Raw genomic sequence first — 26,801 nt, forward strand, 5'->3', positions numbered from 1 at the left:
GAGGGCCTGTCGCTGGCGCCGGCCGCCCTCTTCGCCGCGCCCGGGATCGTCGCCCCAGGAACCGCTATGGATGGCGCACGGTTGTCGCTGGGCGCGCCGGGCAAGCGGGCGGTGCTGGCCTTGGCCCTGCGGCGGCTGGCCTAGGATCGCGCGCACGAAAAAAGGGGCGGACCCGGAAGTCCGCCCCTTCGATCGTCCTTGGCCGGCTCAGTCGACCAGCGGTCCTTGCGGGCCGTGACCGGCGGGGGCCGCCTCGCCGGTCGGCGCCGGCGCGTGGTGCGAGTGATGGAAGAACCGCCCCATCAGCTTGTTCGACCAGTTCTTCACCTGGTCCATGAACACGAACACCACCGGGATGTAGAGCAGCGACAGGAAGGTCGAGGTGATCAGGCCGCCGATGACGGTGATCGCCATCGGAGCCCGGAACTCGACGTCGGCGCCGAAACCGATGGCCACCGGCACCATGCCCGCGCCCATGGCCACGGTGGTCATCAGGATCGGACGGGCCCGCTTGTGGGCCGCGTCGATCAGGGCCTCGCGCCGGGTCATGCCGCCCTTCATCGCCATGATCGCGTACTCGACCAGCAGGATCGAGTTCTTCGCGGCGATGCCCATCAGCATCAGGATGCCGATCAGGCTCGACATCGAGAAGCTGCTGTTGACCAGCTTCAGCAGGGCGAAGGCGCCGCCGATGGCCAGGGGCAGGGCGGCCATGATGGTCACCGGGTGGGCGAAGCTGCGGAACAGCAGCACCAGCACGACGTACATCAGCAGGAGGCCGGTCACGAGGGCCATGACGAAGCCGGAGATCATCTCGGCGATGAACTCGGCGTCGCCGGCGGCCACTTCCTTGACGCCGGTGGGCAGCGACTTCACCGAAGGCAGGGCGTGCACCCGCTTGGAGGCGTCGCCGACCACGATGCCGTCGAGTTCGGCGGTGATCTCGGCCACGCGCGAGCGGTCCTGGCGGTTGATCTGCGAGGGACCAGCGCCGAAGCGGATGTCGGCCACCGCGTTCAGCGGCACCGAGGCGCCGCTGGACGAGGGCACCTTCAGGGTCTCCAGCACCGACAGGTCCTCGAGCGCGTTCTGCGTCAGGCGCAGGCGGATCGGCACCTGGCGGTCGCCCAGATTGTACTTGGGCAGGGACTGGTCGACGTCGCCGATGGTCGCCACCCGCACGGCCTGCGAGATCGCGCCGGCCGAGACGCCCATGCGGGCGGCCTGGTCGGGACGCGGGGTGCCGATGATCTCCGGACGGGCGATCGAGGCGGTGTTGACCACGTTGGCCAGGCCCGGGACCGAGCGCATCTCGGCCTCGACCTTGCGGGCCGCGGCTTCCAGCTCGGGACCGTCGTCGCCGACCAGCCGCAGGGTGTAGCTGCCGCCGTCGCCGGGGCCGCCGCCGCTGTTGCTGCCCGCGCCGATGCGGGCGCCGGGGATCGCCTTGAACTGGTCGACCATCTGGCGCGTGAACAGCTGCTGGTTCATCCGCTCGCCCTTGGGCACCAGGTCGGCGGTGACGCGCGCCTTGTTGACCCCGTCGTTGCCGACCGAGGCGTAGACGCTCTTCACTTCCGGACGGGCCTTCAGCTCGCGGGAGACGCGCTGGGCGATGGCGTCGGTCTCGTCGAGGGTGGAGCCGGGCGGCAGCTCGATCGAGAACGGCGCGCGGCCGCGGTCGGCCGCCGGCTGGAACTCGAACGGCAGCAGCGGGATCAGGGCCAGCGACGCGACGAAGCTGACGAAGCCGATGATCAGCACCTTCCACTTGTTGCGCAGCGACCAGTTGAGGGCGCGCAGGTAGCCCGGCATCCAGAACGGGTCGGTGTCGGGCTTGTGGTGTGGCTTGAGCATGTAGGCGCCCATCAGCGGCGTCAGCATGCGGGCGACCAGCAGCGAGAACAGCACCGAGACGCAGGCGGCCAGGGCGAAGGCCTTGAAGAACTGGCCGATGATCCCGGGCATGAAGCCGGTCGGGGCGAACACCGCCACGATGGTGAAGGTGGTGGCGACCACGGCCAGGCCGATCTCGTCGGCGGCCTCCATCGCCGCGTTGTAGGGCGACTTGCCGCCCCGCATGTGGCGGACGATGTTCTCGATCTCGACGATGGCGGCGTCGACCAGGATGCCGACGGTCAGCGACAGGGCCAGCAGGGTGACGCCGTTCAGCGACTGGCCCAGCGGGGCCATGATCGCGAAGGTCGGCAGCAGCGACAGCGGAATGGCCACGGCCGCCAGGAAGGTGGCGCGCCAGTCGCGCAGGAACAGCAGCACCACCAGCACTGCCAGCACCGCGCCGAGGATCAGGGCTTCCATCGACGCCCAGTAGCTTTCCTCGATGTACTTCACGTTCGAGGTCAGCTCGGTGATCGTCAGCTCGGGATGCTCCTTGTCGAGCTTCTCGATGGCCTTGCGGACCTTGTCGGCGACCTTGACCTCGCTGGCGCCGCGCGAGCGGACCATGTTGAAGGTCACGACTTCCTGGTTGTCGGCGCGGGCGCGATTGCGCGGCTCGGCCCAGCGGTCGGTGACCTCGCCCAGATCGCCCAGGCGCACGGTGCCGCCCGACGACAGCGGGATGCGGGTCTCGCGAAGCTGGTCGACCGAGCCGGCCGCGCCCAGGGTGCGGATGGCGCGCTCGGAGCCCGAGACGGTCACCCGGCCGCCGGGCAGGTCGGCGTTGGTGCTGGCCAGGGCCTGGCTGACGGCGGCGGCGGTGACGCCGCGCGCGGACAGGCGGTCGGGATCCAGGGCGACCTGGATCTCGCGGCTGACGCCCCCGAGACGATTGACCTCGCCGATGCCCTTGATGGCCAGCAGGGTGCGGGCGACCTCGTTGTCGACGAACCAGCTGCGCTGCTCGGGCGTCATGTTCGGGCCCTTGACCACGTAGGTGATCAGCGGGTCGCCGGAGATGTCGATGCGGGTGACGTTGGGGATCTGCATGTCCTGCGGCAGGGCGGACTGCAGGTTGGACATGGCGTTGCGCACGTCGTTGGTGACGCGCTCGTGGTCGACCCCCAGCTCGAACTCGATCATGGTCGACGAGTAGCCGTCGCCCACGGTCGAGGTGATGTGGCGCACCTGGCCCAGGCCCGCGACCGAGTCCTCGATCAGGCGGGTGACCTGGGTCTCCAGCTCGCTGGGCGCGGCGCCCGGGCGCGAGGCCGAGATCACCACCAGCGGCAGGTCGACGTCCGGATTGTTGTTGATCCGCATGCTGGCGAAGCCGGAAATCCCGGTGATCGTCAGCATCACGAAGAGCATCAGGACGGGGATCGGGTTCTTGATCGCCCAGCGCGAGATGTTGTTGGTGTTCATCGCCGGGCCCTAGCGCTTGGCGGCTGACGGGGCGGGCAGGGTCGGGGCGGGCAGCACGCCCGACACCCGCACCGCGTCGCCGTCGCCCAGGAAGCCGGCGCCCTGCACGATCACCCGCTCGCCGGCCTGCACGCCGTCGACGGCGGTGACCTCGCCGGTGCGGGCCAGGACCGCGACCTTACGGAACTGGGCCTTGTGCTGGGCGTCGATCAGGAACACCCCCGCCTGGTTCTGGCGGTAGAGGATCGAGGCGCTGGGCACGACGGGCGAGGCCTGGTCGCCGGCCTGGATCTGGGCGCGGGCGAACATCCCCGGGCGGAAGGCGCCCATCGACGACAGGGCGATGCGGGCCACGCCCAGGCGGGTCTGGGTGTCGACCTCGGAGGTGACCAGGCGCACGCGGCCCTCGGCCTGGCCGACCTGCTCGGAGGCGATGCGGGCGGGCATGCCGGCCTTGACCACGCCGAGGTCGGTCTCGGGGATCTCGGCGTCCAGCTCCAGGCGGCCGTCGCGGACGATGCGGAAGAGCTCGCTGCCGGCGCTGACGATCTGGCCCTTGGTGACGCTGCGGCGGACGATCAGGCCCGAGACCGGGGCGCGGATCGAGGCCTGGGCCAGGCGGGCGGCGGTCTCGCCCTGGGCGGCCTGGGCCGAGGCCAGCTGGGCCGCGGCGGTGGCCTGCTTGGCCGTGGCGGTGTCGAGCGAGGAGGCCGACAGGAAGCCCTTGGCCTGCAGCTCGCGCGAGCGGCGCAGCGAGGCCTCGGCCTCGGCCAGGGTGGCGCGGGCGCTGGTGACCGCGGCTTCCTGCTGGCGCAGCTGGGCGCGCAGCAGGGTGTCGTTGAGGGCGACCAGAACCTGGCCCTGCTGGACGAACTGGCCTTCCTCGGCGTTGACGGCGACGGCGGTCAGGCCGCCGGTCTCGGCGCCGACCGGCACCTCTTCCCAGGCCGAGATCGTGCCGGAGGCGTTGACCACGCGGGGCAGGGGCAGCACGGCCACCGGCGCGACGCTGACCGTCTGGGCGGCGACGGGCTTCTTGCCCTTGGCCTCGGCCTTCTTTTCCTTGCCGCAGGCGGAAAGGCCGACGGCGCAAACCGTCAGAACCAGGGCCAGCGCCGTCGTGCGCCCGAAAGACCCCTTGAACCCGTAACCCACGACCTGCCCCTTTTTCGTCGAAGTACCAGCTGGGACTTCTAGACGAGAAACCGGGTTCGCCGAATTAAATCGGGGTAAGGCGACTGGTCGGATATGGGCAGATCGTATTCCATCATGGGGGGAATCCCGCTTTCCTCAACCTGGGCGGCCGAGCCTGTGTGCGCCGCTTATGCGAAGGGATTTCGAATGGGGTCGCGATCTGGGAAAGCCCGCGGGGCGATGTGGGCGGGCAAGCCGTTGGCGGCCTTGGCTCTGGCGGGGCTGACGGCCGCGGCCTCGTGGAGCCCGGCCGCCGCCTCGACGGCGGAATACGGCAAGGTGACGGCGTTTATCCAGACCGGTTCGACCGTGATGTTCTACACGAGCGGAACGCGCTCGACGGCGCCGTCCTGCCAGGGCGCGGACGTTCCGGCCCGATGGGCCATCGACGTCTCGACCCCGGCGGGCCAGTCGATGCTGTCGATCCTGCTGACGGCCTATTCGACCCAGCGGACGGTCAAGATCCTCGGCACGGGGACCTGCTCGGTGCAGGGCGACACCGAGACCGTGTTCCTGCTGGCGACCGACGGCGTCTGACGCCAGGGACGGGCGCGGCCTGGATCGCCCCGTCAGGCTTCCTTGCGCGCGCCCTGCGCCTCGGTCGCCGAGGCCGCGCGGATCAGTTCCAGCACGTCGACGATGATGGCCTGCATGGCGGTCTGGGCGGCCACGGCGTCGCGGGCGATGATGGCGTTGGCCACGTCCTCGTGCGAGGGGATCGAGGCCGTGCGGCCCTTGATGCGGTTGGTGAAGCGGATCGAGATCCGCAGCGCCGTGTTCACCAGCTCGTGCAGCTCGCTGTAGAACGGGTTCTTGGTCGCGCTGAGGATGGCGATGTGGAAGGCGATGTCGGCGGTCAGCGGATCGTCCTCGCCCTCGGCGGCGGCCTTCATCCGGGCCAGGCCCTTGCGGATGGCCTCCAGGCCCGCCTCGTCGGCGTTGCGGGCGGCCAGGGCCGCGGCCACCGGCTCGATGCCCAGGCGCATCTCGGTGAAGTCTGACAGCAGGCGCAGGCTGAACTTGCGCTCCAGCAGCCAGCGCAGCACGTCGGGATCGAGCAGGTTCCAGTTGGCTTCCGGCTCGACCACCGTGCCGTGGCGGGGGCGGGCGCTGAGCAGGCCCTTGGCGGTGAGCATCTTCACCGCCTCGCGCGTCACCGTGCGGCTGGCCCCGAACTTCTTGGACAGCTCGCCTTCGGTCGGAAAACCGATCTCGGCGTACTCGCCCGTGACGATGGCCTGACCAAGCGATTCCACGAGGCCGTAGGTGAGGCTCAGTCCAGGCTGGGTTCGCATCGCCAAAGTCTTCTTTTCTATACGTCGGACGCGGAGGGAATCACCCCTGTGTAACGTGGTTCGGGCAGGCCCGGAACGGTCACGTCATACGCGAATACATCGCCAGCGTGCGGTTGTCTGACCAATTCGTCATCCGAGAGCTCGTCGCGCGCGGAAGTGACATACAGCGTGCGAAGGTCGTCTCCCCCGAACGCCACGCAGGTGGGCTGGCTGGCGGGCACGCGCAGCGTCTCCAGCACGCGGCCGTCGGGCGCATGGCGCACAACGGTTCCGGCGGCCCAGCGGGCGCTCCACAGGCAGCCTTCGGAATCGACCGTGGCGCCGTCGGGATAGCCCTCGGTCACCTCGACGAAGACCCGGCGGTTGCTCAACGTCCCGTCCTCGTCGAGGTCGAAGGCGAAGATGGTCTGCAGCGGGCTGTCGGAAAAATAGGCGGTCTTGCCGTCGGGGCTGAAGGCCAGGCCGTTGGCGATCTGCACGCCGCCGAAGTGGGCGGTGAAGTCGCCGGCGTGGTCCAGCCGCCAGACGCTGGCTTCGGCGCGGTGACGGATGGCCTCGTCCTCGACCATGGTCCCGGCCCAGAAACGGCCCGAGCGGTCGACGCGACCGTCGTTGAAGCGGCGGCCGTTGGCCTGCGCTTCCACGCGGTGCAGCCAGTGGACCTGGCCTGAGGCGAGATCGAACAGGCCAAGGCCAGTCTCGAAGGCGGCGACGACGCGGCCGGTCTCGCCGGGCAGAAGCGCCATCGAGCCGATGCGCTCGGGAGCGGCGAAGGTTTCGACCGCGCCGCTGGCGGGATCGAAGGCGCGCAGGCGGCGGCTCTGGATGTCGGTCCATAGCAGGCGGCCGGCATGGATGTCCCACACCGGCCCCTCGCCGAGCACGTCGCCGGCCGCGATGATCGCGGCCGGCTGCTTGCTTGCGATCACCACCACGTGGCGTACAGGGCGATGAGGATCAGGATCACGCCCACGCCGGCGATGTTGAAGCCGGTGGTGGTCTTGTAGGTGACGCCTTCCAGGCTGACGACGTTCACTTCCTTCTTCTGCGGGGCGACCAGCGAGACGACGACGGCCGCGACCAGCGCCAGCACGAAGACCAGGCCGACGCGGTTCATGAACGGCATGTCGGGCAGGCCGAACTTCAGGGCCAGCGACAGGATCACCGAACCGGCCGTGGCCACCAGGGCGCTGGCGGTGGTGGCGCGCTTCCAGAACAGGCCGAGCACGAAGATCACCACGATGCCCGGGGTGAAGAAGCCGGTATACTCCTGGATGAGCTGGAAGACCTGATCCGCGCTGCCCAGCAGCGGCTTGGCGGCCAGGATGCCGATGATCACGGCCACGACGGCGGTGACGCGGCCCACCAGCACCAGATGCCGCTCGCTCGAGGCCGGCTTGGCCTTGGCGTAGAGGTCCAGGGTGAAGATGGTGGCGATCGAGTTGATCTTGGCGGCCAGCGACGCGACGATCGCGGCGACCAGGGCGGCGAACACCAGGCCCAGCAGGCCGGGCGGCAGCAGCTTCATCATCTCCGGGTAGGCCTGGTCGGGCTTGGCCAGGCCGGGCGCCAGCACCAGGGCGGCGAGGCCCGGGATGACCACGATCACCGGCATCAGCAGCTTCAGATAGGCCGCGAAGGCGATGCCCTTCTGGGCTTCCGGCAGGTCCTTGGCGCCGAGGGCGCGCTGGATGATGTACTGGTTGAAGCCCCAGTAGCTGACGTTCATCACCCACAGGCCGCCGAACAGCACGGACAGGCCCGGCAGCTCCTTGTAGTGCGGGCTGGCCTTGTCGAGGATCATGTCGAAGTGTTCGGGGAAGGTGCTGGTCAGGTGGGTGAAGCCCGCCACCACGCCGCCGGCGCCGCCGATCTTGTTGAGCGACAGGAAGACGATGATCAGGCCGCCCAGCACCAGCAGGGTGACCTGCACGATATCGGTCAGCGCCACGGCCTTGAGGCCGCCCCACAGCTGGTAGGCCAGGGCGAAGACGCCGATGGCGACCAGGGCCCACATCTGGTCCATGCCGGTCACGGTGTGCACGGCGATCGAACCCAGCCACAGGATCGAGGTCAGGTTCACGAAGACGTAGAGGCCCAGCCAGAACAGCGCCATCAGCGTGCGCACGCTGGTGCCGTACCGCTGCTCCAGGAACTGCGGCATCGTCACGATGCCGTTCTTCAGGAAGATCGGCAGGAAGAACTTGCCGACGATCAGCAGGGTCAGGGCCGCCATCCATTCGTAGGAGGCGATGGCCAGGCCGATGGCGTAACCCGAGCCGCTCATGCCGATGATCTGTTCGGCCGAGATGTTGGCGGCGATCAGCGAGGCGCCGATCGCCCACCAGGGCAGGGCCTTGGACGCGAGGAAATAGTCGGTCGAGTCCTTCTTGTGGCCGCCCTTGTCGCGGGAAACCCACTGCGCCAGGGCGAAGATCGCCACGGCGTAGATCGCGAGGATCGCGAGGTCGATGGTTGCTAGGTTCACGTGGGCTTCCCCCCTTTAGGGCTGCTCTTCGTTATGATCGTAAGACGGCTCAGCCGCCGGTCTGCGCAGTCCAGGCCGCGACCAGGGCGCGGGCCCGCTCGCCGACTTCCGCCGCCGTGTACCCCGGACGGTAGAGTTCGCCGCCGACGCCGATGCCGGCCACGCCGATGTCGAGCCAGGGCTTGAGGTTGGCCGCGCCGACGCCGCCGACCGCATAGATCTCGATGTCCTTGGGCAGGACGTCGCGCACGGCCTTCAGGTGCCCCGGGCCGAACGAGCCGGCCGGATAGAGCTTCAGCGCCTTGGCGCCGGCCTTCACGGCGACGAACGCCTCGGTCGGGGTCGAGAAGCCGGGCATGACGGTCAGGCCCAGCTCGACGGCGCGCGAGATGACCTCGGGGTTGATGTTGGGGGTGACGATCAGCTTGCCGCCGACCGCGGCCACGTCGTCGACCGCCTGCGGGGTCAGGACGGTGCCGGCGCCGCACAGGGCCTTGTCGCCGAAGGCTTCGCAGAGCTTGCCGATGCTGACCAGCGGCTCGGGCGAGTTCAGGGGGATCTCGATGTAGCCGATGCCGGCGTCGACGAGCGCGCCCGCGATCTCGACGATTTCGTCGGGCTTCACACCGCGCAGGATGGCGACGATGGGCGGGGCGTCAGGCAAGGACATGGGCATCACGCGTCAATGAGGTGGACAGGGAGGATAGGCCGGCGAGGACGGCGGCGTCGCCGTCGATCTCGAAGCTGTCGCCGCCGGCGGCGGCGATGGCCTTGGCGTAGAGGACGTTCAGCGCCGGGGCGCCGATCAGGGCGACCTTGCCGAGCTGGCCGAACCAGCCGGCCGCGCCGGCGGCGTCGGCGCCGATCAGCAGGCCCGACAGGAAGCCCATCGCATCAGCCTTGGGCAGGCCGTCGATCAGCTGGCGGCTGCGGGTCTCGAACAGCAGGTGGGGCAGCAGGGCCGCGCCCTTGTCGGTGATCCGCGAGAGGCCCAGGTCGAAGCCTTCCGGCGTCGCGGGCGCGTCGCCGGCGGCGGCCTTGGCCAGGATCGAGTGCTCGCGCAGGATGGCGAAGACCTCGCCGACCGGAGCGGTCAGGAACGAGGTGATCGCCCCGTCCTCGACCACGACCCACTTCGTATGGGTGCCGGGCATGGCCAGCAGGTGACGGCCGGTCTTCAGTTCCGGGTTCAGCGCCAGCGCGCCGAGGATCTGGGTCTCCTCGCCGCGCATGACGTCGGGACCGCCCAGCGGGTTGGTGCACGACAGGCCCGGCACGATCGACACGGTCAGGCCCTGGGCCTCGACCTTGACCAGCCGCTCGGTGATCGCCGCGGCGTTGGCGGGGCAGGGGGCGTAGGGGGCTTCGACCCAACCGTTGCGCGAGCCGACCATGCCGCACAGCAGGATCGTCTCCGGGCCGGCTTCACGCCAGTCGCCGACGAGGTCGAGGAAGGTCTGTTCGGGCGAGGCGCTCAGCGAGCCGATGCCGGGGCCGTCGCGGCGGTCCAGCACGCTCTTGCCCTGGCGCAGATAGAGCCGCAGGCGCGAGGTGCCCCAGTCGCCGAAGATGGTGATGGACGGATCGGACGCGACCATCAGCAGGCTCCCCCGTTTCGAGCGCTTCTATGGTGAAGCCGTCCGGAGTCGTCAGCCTGCGTCATGTTCGTCCCTAAACGCGCGCCTGGCGGGAGTCTTTCACGCCGGGTCGCAAGGCATTTATAATATAATAATGATCGGCGCAAACGGCAGGGTGGTCCAGCCTCCTTCGAGTGTGGTCAGACCATTGTTTCGCCTAAGGGTTTAGGTTTGTAGCGTTTGCGCCTGTGGCTCAAAAGCGGCGCCTATAGCGGAAATGATAGCGCTATCAATTTTGGCTTGATGACCACAATTATATGACTATAGCTACCAATCAGATTGTGCGGGGCGGGTTGTCCCGCACGTCACCGGCGCCGATGAGAACGCCGGGGCGGATTCACCTACTGGGGAAGGAAACGGGCATGCGACGCCTCAATAACTCACATCGTTTCATGTTCGGCGCTTCGGTCCTGGCGCTGTGCGCCGTGGCTCCGTTGACAGCGCTGGCGCAGACCGCCGGTACGACCACCGAAGACACCCAGGTCGAAGAGATCGTGGTCACCGGTCAGCGGGCCCAGATCCAGTCGGCCCAGAAGATCAAGCAGAACGCCGAAGTGATCGTCGACTCGATCACCGCCGTCGATATCGGCGCCCTGCCGGACCGCTCGGTCTCGGAAGCCCTGCAGCGCATCTCGGGCATCACCCTGCAACGCACCAACGAAGCGCGCGACCCGGCCCGGATGGCCGCGGAAGGCGGCGGCGTGGCCATTCGCGGCCTGTCGTGGGTGCGTTCGGAAACCAACGGCCGTGACATCTTCTCGGCCAAGAACGGCCGTGGCCTGAGCTTCGAAGACGTGTCGGCCGACCTGCTGGCCGGCGTCGACGTCTACAAGAACCCGTCGGCCGACATGATCGAAGGCGGCATCGGCGGCACGGTCAACCTGCGCACCCGCGTGCCGTTCGACCAGAAGGGCCGCCTGTTCGCCTTCTCGGGCGACTACAACTACGGCGAACTTCAGAAGAAGGGCTATTACTCGGGCAACGTGATCGCCAGCGATCGTTGGGACACCAACATCGGCGAATTCGGCGCCCTGCTGGCCTACAGCTATTCGGAAGTCGGCAACCGCACCAACAGCATCTCGGTCGACCGCTACGACCCGATGACCGTCAACGGCAGCACCGTCTATGTGCCCAAGGCCATGGGCTGGCGTTCGGTCGACTGGGAGCAGAAGCGCCAATCCCTGGCCTTCGCCGCCCAATGGCGCCCGAACGACAAGTTCGAGTTCACCCTGCAGGCCATGGGCTCCAAGGCCGATCCGAAGGACCTGGAACGCGCCGCGCTCGTCGAGCAGACGATGACGCAGGAAAACGCCAACGGCTACACCTACAACTCGTCGGGCGTGTTCACCGGCGGCACCGTCAACAACGCCTACTACACGGCCGACACCCGCGCCGGTGAAGGTCACAAGAAGACCGGCGACATCGCCCTGAACGGCAAGTGGTTCGTCAACGACGCCTGGACGATCACGGGCGACCTGCAATACGTGAAGTCGACCTCGAAGACCTCGAGCCTGACCGTCTTCACCCAGCTGACCGACCACAAGAACGCCGACGGCACGGACATCGAGAACGACCTGCCGGACGTCACCTGGGACCTGACCACCAAGGTGCCGACCGTCAGCATCTCGGGCCTGAACAACACCCAGGTGAAGTCGGAATACTACTGGGCCGCCGCGATGGACCACATCGACGAGAGCGAGGCCAGCGAGAAGGTCGCTCGCCTCGACGCGACCTACGAGTTCCCGGAAGACGGCTGGCTGAAGACCTTCCGGTTCGGCGTCCGCGCCACCGACAAGGAATTCGAATCCCGCGAGTCGAGCTGGAACTGGAGCCTGCTGAGCGCCCAGTACTGGGGCGGCGGCACGCCGGTCGCCCTGACCGACAGCGCCACCTCGAACCTGTCGGAGCTCTACACCTTCAAGAACTTCTTCGGCGGCGACGTGCAGGTCCCGGGCTACGCCTGGTTCCCGAGCGCCTCGGTGGTCACCAACGGCGCCCAGAACGCCTACAACCTGCTGAAGTCGACCGAGACGGCCGGCTGGGGCTGGTCGCCGGTCACCACCTACGCCGACGCCAACAACAATAATCAGAACGAGAAGACCTACGCCGGCTACGGCCTGCTGCGCTTCGGTTCCGACACCCCGTTCGGCACGAACATGCCGCTGGACGGCAACATCGGCCTCCGGATCGTGAAGACCGAAGCCAGCGCCGGCGCCGGCGCCGCGGTTTCGAGCGCCCCGACCACCAGCTGCGCCACCGGCGTCATCGCCGCCGACCTCGCGCACTGCAACGCCGCCGTGGCCTTCGGCAGCGGCACCCTGACCACCGCGGGCGCCAACAACGACTACACCGACGTCCTGCCCAGCCTGAACCTGCGCTGGCACGTGACGCCGCAACTGCAGATCCGCTTCGCCGCCTCGAAGGCCGTCGTGCGTCCGACGATGGTGCAGCTGCAGCCCTACACGACCCTGGGCTTCAACTTCGCCTCCAGCGGCACCACGGCGACCACCCTGTGGGCGACCGGCACCGGCGGCAACCCGAACCTGCGTCCGACCAAGGCCAACCAGTTCGACCTCAGCGCCGAATGGTACTTCGCGCCGACCGGCAGCCTGACGCTGGCGCTGTTCCGCAAGAACATCAAAGACTACATCTACACCGCCACCAGCACCGAGACCTACGTCCAGAACGGCCAGTCGATCGACTTCGCCGTCACCCGTTACGCCAACGGTTCGGACGGTTCGGTCCAGGGCTTCGAGATCGGCTACCAGCAGTTCTACGACTTCCTGCCGGGCGCCCTGTCGGGCATCGGCGTGCAGGCCAACTACACCTTCATCGACAACGAGGGCGGCGCCAACGCTCCGGCCAGCGTGTTCGACAGCACCCAGGTGGGCGCGGCCAACTCCAAGCTGCCGATCGAAGGCATGTCGGGTCGCAGCTACAACGTCGCGGTGATGTACGAAAAGTACGGCGTCTCGGCCCGCCTGGCCTACAACTGGCGTCAGCGCTACCTGCTGACCAGCTCGGCGGCCAACGTCAACGCTCCGGTCTGGTCGCGTGACTACGGCCAGCTGGACGGCTCGGTCTTCTACAGCATCAACAAGCAGTACAAGGTCGGCGTCCAGGCCACGAACATCCTCAAGGAACGCACTGTCCTCGAGGTCGGCTATCCGGAACGCGTCGCCCCCTACAACTGGGTGGAGACCGATCGTCGCGTGGCTTTCGCGGTCCGCGCCGCCTTCTAAGGCGGTCTGACTTGACCTGAAAAAGGGCCCTTCGACGATCCGGACCAGCTATGGTCGGGGCCGTCGGAGGGCTTTTTTGTTGAGGGGCGTCGCGCAAGAGGACGCCTGCGTGGGAGGGCGCGTGTTGGATCAGCCTATTCGCAAGGTCGTCGTGGTGGGCGGGGGAACCGCAGGCTGGATGACGGCCGCGGCCTTCAGCCGGCTGCTGGTCGGCCCGACGGTGCAGGTCGAGGTGGTGGAGTCCGAGGCCATCGGCACGGTCGGCGTCGGCGAGGCCACCATCCCGACCATCCGCCACTTCAACGAAAAGCTGGGCCTCGACGAGGTCGAGTTCATCCGCCAGACCCAGGCCAGCTTCAAGCTGGGCATCGACTTCCGCGACTGGGGCCGGATCGGCCATCGCTATTTCCACGCCTTCGGCGACTTCGGGGCCGACCATGAGCATGTGCAGGCCCACCAGCTTTGGCGGCGTCTGCGGGTCCTGGGCGACGACAGCGGCCTGGAAGACTGGTCGCTGCCGACGGCGGCGGCGGCGCTGAACCGGTTCATTCCGCCCAGCCCCGATCCGCGCTCGCCGCTGCACGACTATTCCTACGCCTACCATTTCGACGCCGGGCTCTATGCGGCCTTCCTGCGCCGTTACGCCGAGGCGCGGGGCGTCGTGCGCACCGAGGGCAGGATCGTCGATGTCGCCCTGCGCGGCGAGGACGGTTTCGTCGAGGCTGTTGTGCTCGACGACGGCCGGCGGGTGGAGGGCGACCTCTTCGTCGACTGCTCGGGCTTCCGCGCCCTGCTGATCGAAGGGACCCTGAAGGCCGGGTTCGAGGACTGGTCGCGCTGGCTGCCGTGCGACCGCGCTTTGGCTGTGCCCTGCGCCACCGGCGGCGACGGCCTGACGCCCTACACCCGCTCGACCGCCCACGAGGCCGGCTGGCAGTGGCGGATCCCGCTGCAGCATCGCACCGGCAACGGCTATGTCTATTCCAGCGCCTTCGTCGACGACCAGCGGGCCGCCGACACCCTGATGTCGAACCTCGATGGCGCGGCCCTGGACGATCCGCGTCCGCTGCGTTTCCTGGCCGGGCGCCGCAGGAAGTTCTGGGATCGCAACGTCGTGGCCGTGGGCCTGTCGGGCGGTTTCCTGGAGCCGCTGGAATCCACCTCGATCAGCCTGATCCAGAACGGGATCGCGCGGCTCCTGGAATTCTTCCCCGACCGCCGCTGCGACCCGCTGCTGGCCGACGAGTTCAACCGCGTCTCGGCCCAGGAATACGAGCGCATCCGCGACTTCATTATCCTGCACTACTGCATCAACCAGCGGGACGAGCCGATGTGGCGGCAGGTCCGCGAGGTGGAGCTGCCCGACAGCCTTCAAGCCAAGATCGCGCTCTACAAGGCGCGCGGCCACGTGGCGATCCACGAGGGCGACAGCTTCGCGCGGCCCAGCTGGATCTCGATCTACAACGGCCTGGGCGTGGTGCCCGAGACCTACGATCCGCTGGCCGACCGCATTCCCGAGGCCGAGCTGCGCCGGCTGATGGATCACCGGCGTGCGGTGATCCGCCATGCCGCCCAGTCGATCCCGACCCAGGCGGCGTTCATCGCCCAGCATTGCGCGGCCGAGCCGATCGGCTGAGATAACGACAAGACCCTTGGGGGAGGGAGACATGCAGGACACCGACCGAAGCCTTCGCAAGATCGTGGTCGTCGGCGGGGGCACGGCCGGCTGGATGGCCGCCGCGGCCCTGTCGCAGCTGGTCGGCGGCCGGTTCGGAGCGATCGAGGTGATCGAGTCCGACGAGATCGGCACGGTCGGGGTGGGGGAGGCGACGATCCCGCCGCTGCATCTCTTCCACGCCCTGCTCGGCATCGACGAGAACGCCTTCGTCCGGGCCACCCAGGGGGCGTTCAAGCTCGGCATCGAGTTTCGCGACTGGGGCCGCAAGGGCGGGCGTTACTTCCACCCGTTCGGGGCCTACGGCGCGCCGATGGGGCTGTCGCCGTTCCACCAGGCCTGGTTGCGGGCCAGCGCCGAAGGCGTGGCGGACGACCTCGACGCCTACAATCTGGCCGCCAGCGCCGCGGCCCTGAACCGCTTTGTGCGCCCGCCGGCCGGCCAGGCGCCGCCGGTGTTCTCGACCTTCGGCTACGCCTTCCATTTCGACGCCTCGCTCTATGCGAAGTTCCTGCGCCGCTTCGCCGAGGCGCGGGGCGCGCAGCGGACGGAAGGCAAGATCGTCGACGTCGCCCTGCGCGACGACGACGGCTTCGTCGAGGCCGTGACGCTGGAGGATGGCCGCCGCATCGACGGCGACTTTTTCATCGACTGCTCGGGGTTCCGGGGTCTGCTGATCGAGCAGGCGCTGAAGACCGGCTACGAGGACTGGAGTCATTGGCTGCCGTGCGACCGCGCCCTGGCGGTTCCCAGCGCCAACGCCGGCCCGCTGACGCCCTATACCCGGTCCACGGCCGAGGCGGCCGGCTGGCGCTGGCGCATTCCGCTGCAGCACCGCACCGGCAACGGCCACGTCTATTGCAGCGCCCACATCAGCGACGACGAGGCCGCTTCGGCCCTTCTGGCGGGGCTGGATGGCGAGGCCCTGGCCGATCCGCGTCCGCTGCGGTTCACGCCCGGCCGCCGGCGCAAGGCCTGGAACCGCAACGTCCTGGCCCTGGGCCTGGCGTCGGGCTTCATCGAGCCGCTGGAGTCGACCAGCATCCACCTGATCCAGACGGCGATCACGCGGCTGTTCAGCTACTTCCCCGACCGCGACTTCGATCCGGCCACGGTCGACGAGTACAACCGGCTGTCGGCGCAGGAGTTCGAGGAGGCGCGCGACTTCGTCATCCTGCACTACGCGGTCGGCGAGCGCGACGACACCGAGCTGTGGCGCTACTGCCAGGCGATGAGCCTGCCAGGCAGCCTGCGGCGCAAGATCGACCTCTATCGCGGTCACGGGCGGATCCACGTCCTGCCCAACGAGCTCTTCAAGGAGCACAGCTGGCTGGCGGTGCTGGAGGGGCAGGGGGCGCGGCCCGAGCGCCTGGACCCCTTGACGAGCCTGATCGACGGCGCGGCTCTGCGTGGACAGCTGGGCGCGATCCAGGCGGCGGTGCGCCAGACCGCGCAAGCCTTGCCTTCCCACGAGGCGTTCATCGCCAGCCATTGCCGCGCGGAGGCGTGATCCCGCAAAAAATGGGCTGACAACGCTATCAATTCCCTTGCGCCGTCATTTGTATGATTATACATATGACGAGTGGCGCCGAGGTCGCGAAAGCGACTGTTCGGCCGTGCGGACCTCCTGCGAGGTCTGCCAGCGCGCCGCGCGAACCACCTCCCCGGTCTCGCGCGAAGTCTTTTCAACCGCGCATCGCCTCCTGCGGGCGATGCGCGGATTTTTTTGCCTTTTATCCAACTGTTACAAAGAGTTGCTGCGCGGCGTGACGCTCGGCGAGGGCCGTGAAAACCGGTTGCAATCGCGGCCGCCTCGGCTAATTGTCCTATTTATAAGAATGGTAGCGGTAACGAGTTGGCGGGGCTGAAGTCTCTCGCGCGACCGCCGGATCGGGAGGAGGCGAGGGGAGATGTCCATTCCCTTTGACAGCGCTTACTTCCGCGGCGAACGCTCGATGCAGGCTTAAGGTCCGACCGGCTGGCCAGCAGGAGGTTTTCGCGTGACGTTTCGAACCCGTAAGCACGGGCTCGCCGCCCTAGGCGCGATCCTCAGCCTGTCGCTGGCCGCCCCGGCCTTCGCCCAAGCCCCGCTGCCCAAGCTGGTGACCAAGAACGGCAAGCACGCCCTGCTGGTCGACGGCAAGCCGTTCCTGATGCTGGGCGTCCAGGCCAACAACGCCGCCAACTATCCCTCGCAACTGCCCAAGGTGTGGCCGGCCGTGAAGGCCCTGAACGCCAACACCCTGGAGATCCCGGTCGCCTGGGAGCAGATCGAGCCGGTCGAGGGCAAGTTCGACTTCTCCTATGTCGACCTGCTGTTGAAGCAGGCCCGCGAGAACGACACCAAGCTGGTGATCCTGTGGTTCGCCACCTGGAAGAACAACGGCCCGCAGTACGCGCCGGAATGGGTCAAGCTCGACAACAAGCGCTTCCCCCGGCTGATCAACGGCAAGGGCGAGATGAAGAACTCGCTGTCGCCGCACTTCCGCGCGACGCTCGAGGCCGACAAGAAGGCCTTCGTCGCGCTGATGCGTCACCTGAAGGCGGCCGATCCGGACCACACCGTGATCATGGTCCAGCCCGAGAACGAGGTCGGGGCCTACAGCGCCATCCGCGACTTCTCGCCGACCGCCCAGAAGATCTTTGACGGCCCCGTGCCCGCGACGCTGGTCAAGGCCATGGGCAAGAAGCCGGGCACGTGGAAGGACGTGTTCGGCAAGGACGCCGACGAGTTCTTCTACGCCTGGTCGATCGGCCGCTATGTCGATGAGATCGCTGAGGCCGGCAAGCGCGAGCTGCCGCTGCCGATGTACGTCAACGCCGCCCTGCGCGACCCCTTCCACGACCAGGACCCGTTCACCTACTCGTCGGGCGGCCCGACCTGGAACGTGCTCGACGTCTGGAAGGCGGCCGCCCCGTCGATCGACGCCCTGGCTCCCGACATCTACATGCGCGAGAGCGACAAGGTCCGTAAGACGCTGGAGCAGTACGGCCGCGCCGACAATCCACTGTTCGTGCCCGAGATCGGCAGCGACAAGGCCTATGCCCGCTACATCTACGACGTGCTGGGCCATCAGGGCATCGGCTTCGCCCCGTTCGGCCTCGACTACACCGGCTATTCCAACTACCCGCTCGGCGCCAAGACGGTCGACGCCAAGACGCTGGAGAACTTCGGCGTCCACTATCGCCTGCTGGCCCCGATGGCCCGCGAGTGGGCCCGCCTGTCCTACGAGGGCAAGGTCTGGGGCGTGGGCGAGCAGGAGGGCGGCAAGCCCGAGACCCTCGACCTGGGCGGCCGCTGGAACGTGCGCGTCACCTATGGCGAATGGCAGTTCGGCTCGATCGAAGCCCCTTGGATGGCCAAGGCCGAGAAGCAGCCCGACCGCGAGATCCCCGACGCCGGCGCCCTGATCGCCCAGCTCGGTCCCGACGAGTTCCTGATCACCGGCTACCGCGCCCGCCTGACCTTCGGCTCGGCCAAGGGCGAGCAGTTCATGGTCTCGCGGGTCGAGGAAGGCCACTTCGACGAGGCGGGCCAGTGGGTGTTCGACCGCGTCTGGAACGGCGACCAGGTCGACTACGGCCTGAACCTGACCACCTTGCCCCAGATCCTGAAGGTGAAGCTGGCGACCTACTAGGTCGGTGCGTGATCCTCGTCCTTCGACAAGCTCAGGATGAGGATCATTGCCGGCCCCGAGCCTACACAAACCCTCATCCTGAGCCTGTCGAAGGACGAGGGTTTCGCCCCAACAAAAGAACGACAACAGGGAAGAACGAAGACATGCGCAGCCTCTATGCGGGCCTGGCCCTCTCCCTGCTGGCCTCGACCAGCGCCTTCGCCCTCGACGGGGCCTTCGAGAAGACCACCGACGGCGTGGTGGTGACCCCCGCCTCGGGCCCGGCCAAGAAGGTTAGGCTGCAGGTGATGGGCGAGCGGATCATTCACGTCACCGCCTCGCCGACCGAGACCTTCGACGCCCCGCCCAGCCTGATGGTGACGGCCAAGCCGGTGACGACCGGCTTCACGGTGGATGAAAAAGGAGGGGTGCTGACGCTGAAGACGGCCAAGGCCACCGCCCAGGTCTCGCTGAGCGACGGCACGGTCGACTTCCTCGACGCCAAGGGCCGCAAGATCCTGGGCGAACGCGACCGCGGCGCCTTCACGCCGACCAAGGTCGAGGGCCAGGACTTCTACGTCGTCCGCCAGCAGTTCAATCCGGGCACGGACGAGGCCTTCTATGGCCTGGGCCAGCACCAGAACGGCCAGATGGACTACAATGGCCAGGACGTCGAACTGCTGCAGTACAACCGCTCGATCGCGGTGCCGATGCTGCTGTCGTCGCGCGGCTACGGCCTGCTGTGGGACAACAACTCGATCACCCGCTTCGGCAACCCGATCCCCTACGATGTCGCCTCGCGCGACCTGAAGATCTTCGACGCCGACGGCAAGGCCGGCGGCTTCACCGCCAAGTACTATCAGAATGGCCAGCTGAAGGTGACGCGGGTCGAGAAGGACATCGACTACCGCTTCCTCAAGGACCTGCCCAACTGGCCGGCCGAACTCCAGACGGCCGAGAAGAAGCTCCAGCCCGGCCAGACCGTGGTGTGGGAAGGCGCGATCCAGACCGACAAGGCCGGCGAGCACAATTTCAAGCTCTATTCGAGCAGCTACGCCAAGGTCTGGCTGGACGGCCACCTGGTCATCGACCGTTGGCGCCAGAACTGGAACCCCTGGTACCACAACTTCGACGCCAAGCTGACGCCGGGCAAGAAGCACAAGATCCGCGTCGAGTGGACGCCGGACGACGGCTATATCGGCCTGCTGCACAACGACCCGATGCCGAGCGCGGACCGTCACTCGCTGCAGTTCACCTCGGAAGTCGGCAAGGCCATCGACTACTACTATGTCGGCGGCGACGACCTCGACCAGGTGGTGGCCGGCTATCGCGACCTGACCGGCTCGGCGGTGATGATGCCGCGCTGGGCCTACGGCTTCTGGCAGTCGCGCCAGCGCTACGAGACCCAGGACCAGATCGTCGGCGTGGTGAAGGAGTACCGCAAGCGCGGCCTGCCGCTCGACAACATCGTCATGGACTGGCGTTACTGGAAAGACCCCGAGTGGGGCACCCACAAGTTCGACGAGACGCGCTTCCCCGACCCGCAGAAGATGATCGACGACATCCATGGGCTGAACGCCCACTTCATGATCTCGATCTGGCCGAAATTCTATCCGACCACGGACAACTACAAGGAGCTCGACGCGGCCGGTCACATGTACCACCGCAACGTCGAGCAGGGCGCGCTTGACTGGGTGGGCCCCGGCTACCTGAACTCGTTCTACGACCCCTACACCCAGGAAGCGCGCGACATCTATTGGCGCCAGGTGAAGAAGAACCTGAAGGTCTACGGCGTCGACGCGTGGTGGATGGACGCTTCCGAGCCCGACCTGCACTCCAACGTCGACGTGCCCGAGCGCACCCTGCGCATGAGCCCGACGGCGCTCGGCCCCGGCGCGGAGTACTTCAACAGCTATGCGCTCGAGCACACCCGCGGCGTCTATGAGGGCGAGATCAAGGACAATCCGGACGTCCGTCCGTTCATCCTGACCCGCTCGGGCTTCGGCGGGCTGCAACGCAACGCCTCGGCGGTGTGGAGCGGCGACGTGGTGGCCCGCTGGGACGACTTCCGCGACCAGATCTCGGCCGGCGTGAACCTCTCCATGTCGGGCATTCCCAACTGGACCACCGATATCGGCGGCTTCTCGGTCGAGAAGCGTTACGAGAGCAAGGACCCCGCCCACTGGGCCGAATGGCAGGAGCTGAACCTGCGCTGGTTCCAGTTCGGCGCCTTCAGCCCGCTGTTCCGCAGCCACGGCGAGCTGCCGTTCCGCGAGATCTACGAACTCGCCGACGAAGGCAGCGACGTCTACAAGTCGCTGGCCTGGTACGACGAGCTTCGCTACCGGCTGATGCCTTACGTCTACACCCTGGCGGCCGACACCTATCACCGCGACGGCAGCATGATGCGCGGCCTCGTTATGGACTATCCGGCCGACGTGAAGGCCCGCAGCGTCAACGACGAGTACCTGTTCGGCGACGACTTCCTGGTGGCCCCGGTGACGCAGTTCAAGGCCCGCTCGCGCGGCGTCTACCTGCCGGCCGGAACCTGGTACGACTTTGAGACCGGCAAGGCCTTCAAGGGCGGCCAGACGGTCAAGGCCGATGCGCCGCTGGCCCGCATGCCGCTGTTCGTCAAGGCCGGCGCCATCGTGCCGACCACCGACGTCCAGCAGTATGTCGGCGAGAAGCCCGACGCGCCGATCACCCTGCTGATCTTCACCGGCAAGGACGGCAAGTACGAGCTCTACGAAGACGACGGCCTGTCCAACGGCTACGCCCGCGGCGCCTGGGCCCGCACGCCGATCTCCTATGACGACGCCAGCGGCCGGGTGACCATCGGCGCCCGCTCGGGCGGCTTCAAGGGCCTGGTCGAGAAGCGCACCTTCAAGGTCCGCTTCATCGGCAAGGGCGGGAGGCCCACCGACTTCGACGCGGCGGCCGACCTGACCGTCGAATACGAGGGCCAGCCGGTGGTGCTGACCCGGAAGTAGGGTTCACGTCATGTGAGCCAGCGAGGGCCCGGCGGCGACGCCGGGCCCTTCGTCGTTTCAGACCAGGGGACAGGTCACGGCATAGACGTGGCGCGAGCCCAGCAGGCCCTTGTGGATCTCGACGCAGACCGAGGAGCCGATCGGGTGCAGGGCGTAGACGCCGCGGCTCACGGGCAGGTCATCGAAGGTTTCCCGCCGGCCGTTGATCGTGGCGCTGACATAGAGGCTGGGGCCGTTGCGGCGGGTCGGCGCGTCGGCGTCCTCGACCAGGCCCTCGACCACCTTGAAGTCGCCCCGCCCGACGAGGACGTCGACGGTCGAGATGACGCCCCAGCCCCAGGCGAAGGCGATCACAGCCGCGAAGGTCATGGCCATCAGGTTTCGGCCGTGGGTGTCGACCAGCAGCATCGTGGTCCAGAGCAAGGCGCCCAGGCCTGCGGCCACCGCCAGCAAGCCGCCGAAGTCCACGAAATGCTGCTGGAAGCTGGGGATGCTCAGAGCGATGGAAGGCATGGCCCAGGAAAGGGTCAGGTTCCCGGAGCCCGGGTTGTTCTGAGCCTCGAACAGCGACAGTTCCGGATCGCGCCTGACCATCCGGATCGCCGCCCAAGGCGTCAGGGCCGCCAGGGTCGTGACGACGGGATAGGGCCATGGCTTGAACATCAGCCAGAACGCCACGGCAACCGACCATACGGCCAGCCAGCCCGCCGCCACGAGGGAGCGGTTCGAGGGGCCGATCCGATGTACTACGCCGCCAATCATGGCGCGACCCTAGGGCGAGCTTCACCTTAAGCGCCAGTGAAACCGGACGGCGAAGGTGCTCTTATCTCGCCGAGATCCCCCGGAGAGTCGCCATGTCCAAGTCCGTCCTGCTCGCTGCTTCCCTGGTCGCCGCGCTGGCCGCCGCGCCCGCCGCCTTCGCGGCCGACTGGTCACTGGCCATCCATGGCGGGGCCGGGGTGATCAATCGCGGCGACCTGTCGCCCGAGAAGGACGCGGCCTACCGCGCCGGGCTCGACGCGGCGCTGAAGGCCGGTTCGGAAGTGCTGGAAAAGGGCGGCTCCAGCCTCGACGCCGTCGAGGCGGCCGTGAAGGTGCTGGAGGATAACCCGCTGTTCAACGCCGGCCGCGGCGCGGTCTTCACCGCCGACGGCAAGAACGAGCTGGACGCCTCGATCATGGACGGCGCGACGCTCAAGGCCGGCGCGGTGGCGGGCGTGACCCGCACCAAGCACCCGATCAGCCTGGCCCGGGCGGTGATGGAGAAGTCGCCCCACGTGATGCTGGCCCGCGAGGGCGCCGACGCCTTCTCGGTCGAGCAGGGGCTGGAACAGGTGGATCCGTCCTACTTCCGCACCGAGGAACGCTGGAAGCAGCTGGAGGCCTGGCGCGCCAGGCAGAAGGCCGCGCTGGATCCGACCCACCTCTACGGCACGGTCGGGGCGGTGGCGATCGACGCCAAGGGTCACCTGGCCGCGGCCACCTCGACCGGCGGCATGACCGGCAAGAAGTGGGGCCGGGTCGGCGACAGCCCGATCATCGGCGCGGGAACCTACGCCCAGGACGGCGTCTGCGCGGTCTCGGCCACCGGCTCGGGCGAATACTTCATCCGCACCAGCGCCGCCCACCAGGTCTGCTCGCGCATCGCGTTGGCCGGCCAGGACCTGAAGACCGCCGGCGCGGCGACCATCAAGGCCATCGGCGACATCGGCGGCGACGGCGGCATGATCACCATGAACGCCAAGGGCGAGGTGGCCTTCCCGATGAACAGCTCTGGCATGTACCGCGGCTGGGCCAGCGCCAAGGGCAAGGGCACGGCGATCTACGCGGATGAGAAATAGGGGCGCTTCGCGCACCCCCTCCGGCCCTCCGGGCCACCTCCCCCAAAGGGGGAGGATCTTGGTGCGCGCCGTTAGATGCTCCCCCTCTGGGGGAGCTGTCGCGGAGCGACTGAGGGGGAGCCGCGAAGCGGCTTAAGCCGCCGCCACCAGCTTCGGCTGGATCAAGGCCGCCGCGTTGATCCGCCGGCCGCCCGGCTTCATGACTTCCAGGTGCACGTGGTTGGTGATGCCCGGATAGTGCTTCTGCAGGCTGGCCACGTGGCCGATGGTCTGGCCAAGATGGATGGTCTGGCCGACCGCGACGTCGGGATCGACGTAGAAGGCGCGGGCCACGTAGCCCAGGGCCGGGTTGGTGATCTCGACGAAGCGCAGGTCGCTCGAGTCCGCGTAGGCGTAGCCGATCTTGGTGACATAGCCCGAGATCGGAGCCTTGGCGGGCTGTCCGGCCTCGGCGGTGTAGTCCACCCCCTCGTGCCGGCGCGAGCCGCCGTCGCGGCGGGCGCCGAAGGCGCCGTCGCCGAAGTCGTCATGCTGGCGGGGGGCCGCGCCGGTCGGGTTGGCGAAGTCGGGCGCGCCGTCGCCGTCGATGTCGGCGCCCTTCCACACCGTCTCCATGCGGACGGGTTTGGGCGGGGCCGCTTCCATCTGGTCGAGCAGCTTCTGCACCGCCGGGCGGGCGTTGCGGTCCACGTGCGGGCTTTCCATCGCCAGGCCCGCCATCGGCGCGAAGAGCACGGCCAGACCCAGGGCCACGCGCGCCTGGGGAGGGAGGTTCTTCATCGCCGAAAAGTGCATCTCGCCATCCTGTGGATCATTACGCCCGTCTGTGCGTTGGGGCGTCGTTAACCATCCAGATAAGGCGATGAAAAGGCGCAACTCCTGCGTCAGGACGACGCGTGTGTGCTCATTTATGCTCAAGCTAGTTTTTGAGAAAACTGCCTGACGTTGTTCGTGTCTGTTGTTTCGCGCCAGCTTGGATTGAGTTGATCTGATCGCGTGGTCAGGCTTTTTCGATCTCGATCAGCAATAGACCTCCTTCCACGGCAAGGGTCTCGCCGGGTTCGGCGACGACGGCGTCCTCCGCCGCCAGCCGCGTGTCGTTCACGCGGGCCGGAGAGAGGGCCGCCAGCACCGTGACAGCCGCCGTTGCGACGATTTGCTCGGCCTCTGCGACCCGCCGGACGCGTCCAGACCAGGCGCCGCGCCGGACCATCAGGTTGAGATCGCGGATCGGCCCGCCGTCCAGCATCGCCGCGGCCGGGGCGTCGCCGGGGAAGGCCAGCGGCGAGGATGTCTCGTCGAGCAAGACCTCGCCCAGGCCATCCACCGCCAGCCGCAGGCCCGCGCCGGCGATCACCGTCAGCACCCGATCGACGCCGGGAAACACCGAGAACGGCCCAGGGGCGGCGACCTGCGCGATGCTCAGCCGCCAGTCGAAGGCGTCCATCCCCGCACCCGGCGGCTGGGCGGCGATCTCCCAGGTCGTCCCGCCGCCGTTCTTCCAAGGGGCGGGCGTGCGGTCGGCGGCGGGGAGGAGGCGCATGTTCTGACCTTCCATCACAACAGATGTCGTCATCCCGGCCGGAGCGCAGCGTAGAGCCGGGACCCAGGGGGACTGGGCGCGGTGGCTGGGTTGACCGCCCATGCTTTGGCCGACGCGATGCGGCGGCCCCTGGGTCCCGGATAAGCCCTTCGGGCTTTCCGGGATGACGAGCTTTGGTGGGTTGGGAGCGAGCTACAAGATCCCCGGCAGGTCCAGCCCGTGCTCGCGCGCGCAGTCCTGGGCGATCTCGTAGCCCGCATCGGCGTGGCGCATGACGCCGGTGGCCGGGTCGTTCCACAGCACCCGCTCGATGCGCTTGGCCGCCGCCTCGGTGCCGTCGCAGACGATGACCATGCCCGAATGCTGCGAGAAGCCCATGCCGACCCCGCCGCCGTGGTGCAGCGACACCCAGGTGGCGCCCGAGGCGGTGTTGAGCAGGGCGTTCAGCAGCGGCCAGTCGGAGACGGCGTCCGAGCCGTCCTTCATGGCTTCCGTCTCGCGGTTGGGCGAGGCGACCGAGCCGCTGTCGAGGTGATCGCGGCCGATGACGACGGGAGCCTTCAGCTCGCCTTTGGCGACCATCTCGTTGAAGGCCAGGCCCAGGCGGTGGCGATCGCCCAGCCCGACCCAGCAGATGCGCGCCGGCAGGCCCTGGAACTTGATCCGCTGGCCGGCCATGTCGAGCCAGTTGTGCAGGTGCGGATTGTCGGGGATCAGCTCCTTCACCTTGGCGTCGGTCCTGGCGATGTCTTCCGGATCGCCCGACAGCGCCGCCCAGCGGAACGGACCGATCCCCCGGCAGAACAGCGGGCGGATATAGGCCGGCACGAAGCCGGGGAAGTCGAAGGCGTTGGCCACGCCTTCCTCCAGCGCCATCTGGCGGATGTTGTTGCCGTAGTCGACCGTGGGGACCCCGACCTTCTGGAAGTCGAGCATGGCCTGGACGTGCACGGCCATCGAGGCGCGGGCGGCCTTGTTGACGCTGGCCGGGTCGCGCGCCTTGGCGTCGGCCCATTGGTCCAGGGTCCAGCCGGCCGGCAGGTAGCCGTTGATCGGGTCGTGGGCGCTGGTCTGGTCGGTCAGCAGGTCGGGACGGATCCCGCGCTTGAACATTTCCGGCAGCAGTTCGGCGGCGTTGCCCAGCAGGCCGACCGAGATCGGGGTCTTGGCCGCGCAGGACTCCTCGATCCAGGCCAGGGCCTCGTCGAGGCTGTCGGTCGACTTGTCGAGATAGCCGGTGCGCAGCCGCATCTCGATGCGCGAGGGCTGGCACTCGATGGCCAGGCACGAGGCCCCGGCGAACACCGAGGCCAGGGGCTGGGCCCCGCCCATGCCGCCCAGGCCCGCCGTCAGCAGCCACTTGCCCGACAGGTCGCCGGCATAATGCTGGCGGCCCATCTCGACGAAGGTCTCGTAGGTGCCCTGAACGATGCCCTGGGCGCCGATATAGATCCACGAGCCGGCGGTCATCTGGCCGTACATGGCCAGGCCCTTCTTATCGAGCTCGTTGAAGTGCTCCCAGTTGGCCCAGCGCGGCACCAGGTTGGAGTTGGCGATCAGCACCCGCGGCGCGTCGGCATGGGTGCGGAACACGCCGACCGGCTTGCCGGATTGAACCAGCAGCGTCTGGTCGTCCTCCAGCCGGCGCAGGGTCTCGACGATCTTGTCGTAGCTCTCCCAGTCGCGCGCCGCGCGGCCGATGCCGCCGTAGACCACCAGCTCCTCGGGCCGTTCGGCGACGTCGGGATGCAGGTTGTTCATCAGCATCCGCAGCGGGGCTTCGGTCAGCCAGGACTTGGCGGTGAGCTCGGTGCCGGTGGCGGGACGGATGACGCGGGTGTTGTCGAGGCGGGTCATGGACGACGGGTCTCTGAGAGTGGGATGAGCGAACTCCTCCCCCGTGCAACGGGGGAGGGGGACCACGAAGTGGTGGAGGGGGCGAGACTGGGCTC

At 68.0% G+C, this 26,801-nt stretch carries 18 protein-coding genes; 7 read left to right on the top strand and 11 right to left on the bottom strand.

Annotated features, from left to right (window positions below):
- Window positions 1-207: 207 nt before the first annotated feature.
- Window positions 208-3,324, bottom strand: a complete 3,117-nt coding sequence (locus DMC18_RS14325) for an efflux RND transporter permease subunit (RefSeq protein WP_110133033.1) — start codon at window positions 3,322-3,324, stop codon at window positions 208-210.
- A gap of 9 nt (window positions 3,325-3,333) precedes the next feature.
- Window positions 3,334-4,479, bottom strand: a complete 1,146-nt coding sequence (locus DMC18_RS14330; protein ID WP_110133034.1) for an efflux RND transporter periplasmic adaptor subunit — start codon at window positions 4,477-4,479, stop codon at window positions 3,334-3,336.
- Window positions 4,480-4,665: 186 nt separating this feature from the next.
- Here DMC18_RS14330 and DMC18_RS14335 point away from each other — a divergent pair, with 186 nt between their 5' ends.
- Window positions 4,666-5,055 carry a hypothetical protein gene (locus DMC18_RS14335; RefSeq protein ID WP_146218079.1) on the top strand — a complete coding sequence of 130 codons (390 nt, stop codon included), beginning with the start codon at window positions 4,666-4,668 and terminating at the stop codon, window positions 5,053-5,055.
- Window positions 5,056-5,087: 32 nt separating this feature from the next.
- On the opposite strand, the gene DMC18_RS14340 is transcribed toward DMC18_RS14335, so the two are convergent.
- The 5 genes from DMC18_RS14340 to DMC18_RS14360 are packed head-to-tail and all read right to left on the bottom strand — an operon-like array spanning window position 5,088 to window position 9,899.
- Window positions 5,088-5,813: a FadR/GntR family transcriptional regulator gene (locus DMC18_RS14340; RefSeq protein WP_110117987.1), complete on the bottom strand. Its 726-nt coding sequence runs from the start codon at window positions 5,811-5,813 to the stop codon at window positions 5,088-5,090.
- A gap of 17 nt (window positions 5,814-5,830) precedes the next feature.
- Entirely contained in the window at window positions 5,831-6,748 is a 918-nt protein-coding gene (locus tag DMC18_RS14345) for an SMP-30/gluconolactonase/LRE family protein (protein WP_110117986.1), read from the bottom strand.
- Window positions 6,739-8,301, bottom strand: a complete 1,563-nt coding sequence (locus DMC18_RS14350; protein ID WP_110117985.1) for a sodium/sugar symporter — start codon at window positions 8,299-8,301, stop codon at window positions 6,739-6,741. Before DMC18_RS14350 ends, DMC18_RS14345 begins: the two co-directional genes overlap by 10 nt.
- 49 nt (window positions 8,302-8,350) lie before the next feature.
- A complete protein-coding gene (locus tag DMC18_RS14355) occupies window positions 8,351-8,971 on the bottom strand; it encodes a 2-dehydro-3-deoxy-6-phosphogalactonate aldolase (RefSeq protein ID WP_110117984.1) in 621 nt (206 codons plus the stop codon).
- Window positions 8,958-9,899 (bottom strand): 2-dehydro-3-deoxygalactonokinase, encoded by a 942-nt coding sequence (locus DMC18_RS14360; protein WP_110117983.1) that lies wholly within the window; start codon window positions 9,897-9,899, stop codon window positions 8,958-8,960. The genes DMC18_RS14355 and DMC18_RS14360 overlap by 14 nt, the downstream gene beginning before the upstream one ends.
- Before the next feature lie 401 nt (window positions 9,900-10,300).
- On the opposite strand from DMC18_RS14360, the gene DMC18_RS14365 reads away from it, so the two are divergent.
- The 5 genes from DMC18_RS14365 to DMC18_RS14385 all read left to right on the top strand — a co-directional run bounded on the left by DMC18_RS14365 (window position 10,301) and on the right by DMC18_RS14385 (window position 21,465).
- Window positions 10,301-13,180 (top strand): TonB-dependent receptor, encoded by a 2,880-nt coding sequence (locus DMC18_RS14365; protein ID WP_199228299.1) that lies wholly within the window; start codon window positions 10,301-10,303, stop codon window positions 13,178-13,180.
- A 121-nt stretch (window positions 13,181-13,301) separates the two neighbouring features.
- The gene (locus tag DMC18_RS14370; RefSeq protein WP_110117981.1) at window positions 13,302-14,816 is read left to right on the top strand and encodes a tryptophan halogenase family protein; all 1,515 of its coding nucleotides are present in this window, start codon (window positions 13,302-13,304) and stop codon (window positions 14,814-14,816) included.
- 31 nt (window positions 14,817-14,847) lie between these two features.
- Window positions 14,848-16,365, top strand: coding sequence for a tryptophan halogenase family protein (locus tag DMC18_RS14375; protein ID WP_110117980.1), 1,518 nt, complete (start codon window positions 14,848-14,850; stop codon window positions 16,363-16,365).
- Window positions 16,366-16,855: 490 nt separating this feature from the next.
- Entirely contained in the window at window positions 16,856-18,493 is a 1,638-nt protein-coding gene (locus DMC18_RS14380) for a DUF5597 domain-containing protein (RefSeq protein ID WP_110117979.1), read from the top strand.
- A gap of 143 nt (window positions 18,494-18,636) precedes the next feature.
- Entirely contained in the window at window positions 18,637-21,465 is a 2,829-nt protein-coding gene (locus DMC18_RS14385; RefSeq protein ID WP_110117978.1) for a TIM-barrel domain-containing protein, read from the top strand.
- 57 nt (window positions 21,466-21,522) lie between these two features.
- On the opposite strand, the gene DMC18_RS14390 is transcribed toward DMC18_RS14385, so the two are convergent.
- Complete coding sequence (locus DMC18_RS14390; protein ID WP_146218080.1) at window positions 21,523-22,128, bottom strand: hypothetical protein; 606 nt, start codon at window positions 22,126-22,128, stop codon at window positions 21,523-21,525.
- 191 nt (window positions 22,129-22,319) lie between these two features.
- Between DMC18_RS14390 and DMC18_RS14395 the strand changes: the two genes are divergently transcribed.
- The gene (locus DMC18_RS14395; RefSeq protein ID WP_110117976.1) at window positions 22,320-23,306 is read left to right on the top strand and encodes an isoaspartyl peptidase/L-asparaginase family protein; all 987 of its coding nucleotides are present in this window, start codon (window positions 22,320-22,322) and stop codon (window positions 23,304-23,306) included.
- Window positions 23,307-23,438: 132 nt separating this feature from the next.
- Here the strand turns inward: DMC18_RS14395 and DMC18_RS14400 are convergent, their stop codons facing one another.
- The 3 genes from DMC18_RS14400 to hutU all read right to left on the bottom strand — a co-directional run bounded on the left by DMC18_RS14400 (window position 23,439) and on the right by hutU (window position 26,706).
- Window positions 23,439-24,101 carry a M23 family metallopeptidase gene (locus DMC18_RS14400; RefSeq protein WP_110117975.1) on the bottom strand — a complete coding sequence of 221 codons (663 nt, stop codon included), beginning with the start codon at window positions 24,099-24,101 and terminating at the stop codon, window positions 23,439-23,441.
- 205 nt (window positions 24,102-24,306) lie between these two features.
- Window positions 24,307-24,849 (bottom strand): HutD family protein, encoded by a 543-nt coding sequence (locus DMC18_RS14405; protein WP_110117990.1) that lies wholly within the window; start codon window positions 24,847-24,849, stop codon window positions 24,307-24,309.
- A gap of 192 nt (window positions 24,850-25,041) precedes the next feature.
- Complete coding sequence (hutU, locus tag DMC18_RS14410; RefSeq protein ID WP_110117974.1) at window positions 25,042-26,706, bottom strand: urocanate hydratase; 1,665 nt, start codon at window positions 26,704-26,706, stop codon at window positions 25,042-25,044.
- Between the last annotated feature and the right edge of the window lie 95 nt (window positions 26,707-26,801).

The organism is Caulobacter sp. D5 (genome assembly GCF_003185805.1).
Lineage (GTDB): Bacteria > Pseudomonadota > Alphaproteobacteria > Caulobacterales > Caulobacteraceae > Caulobacter.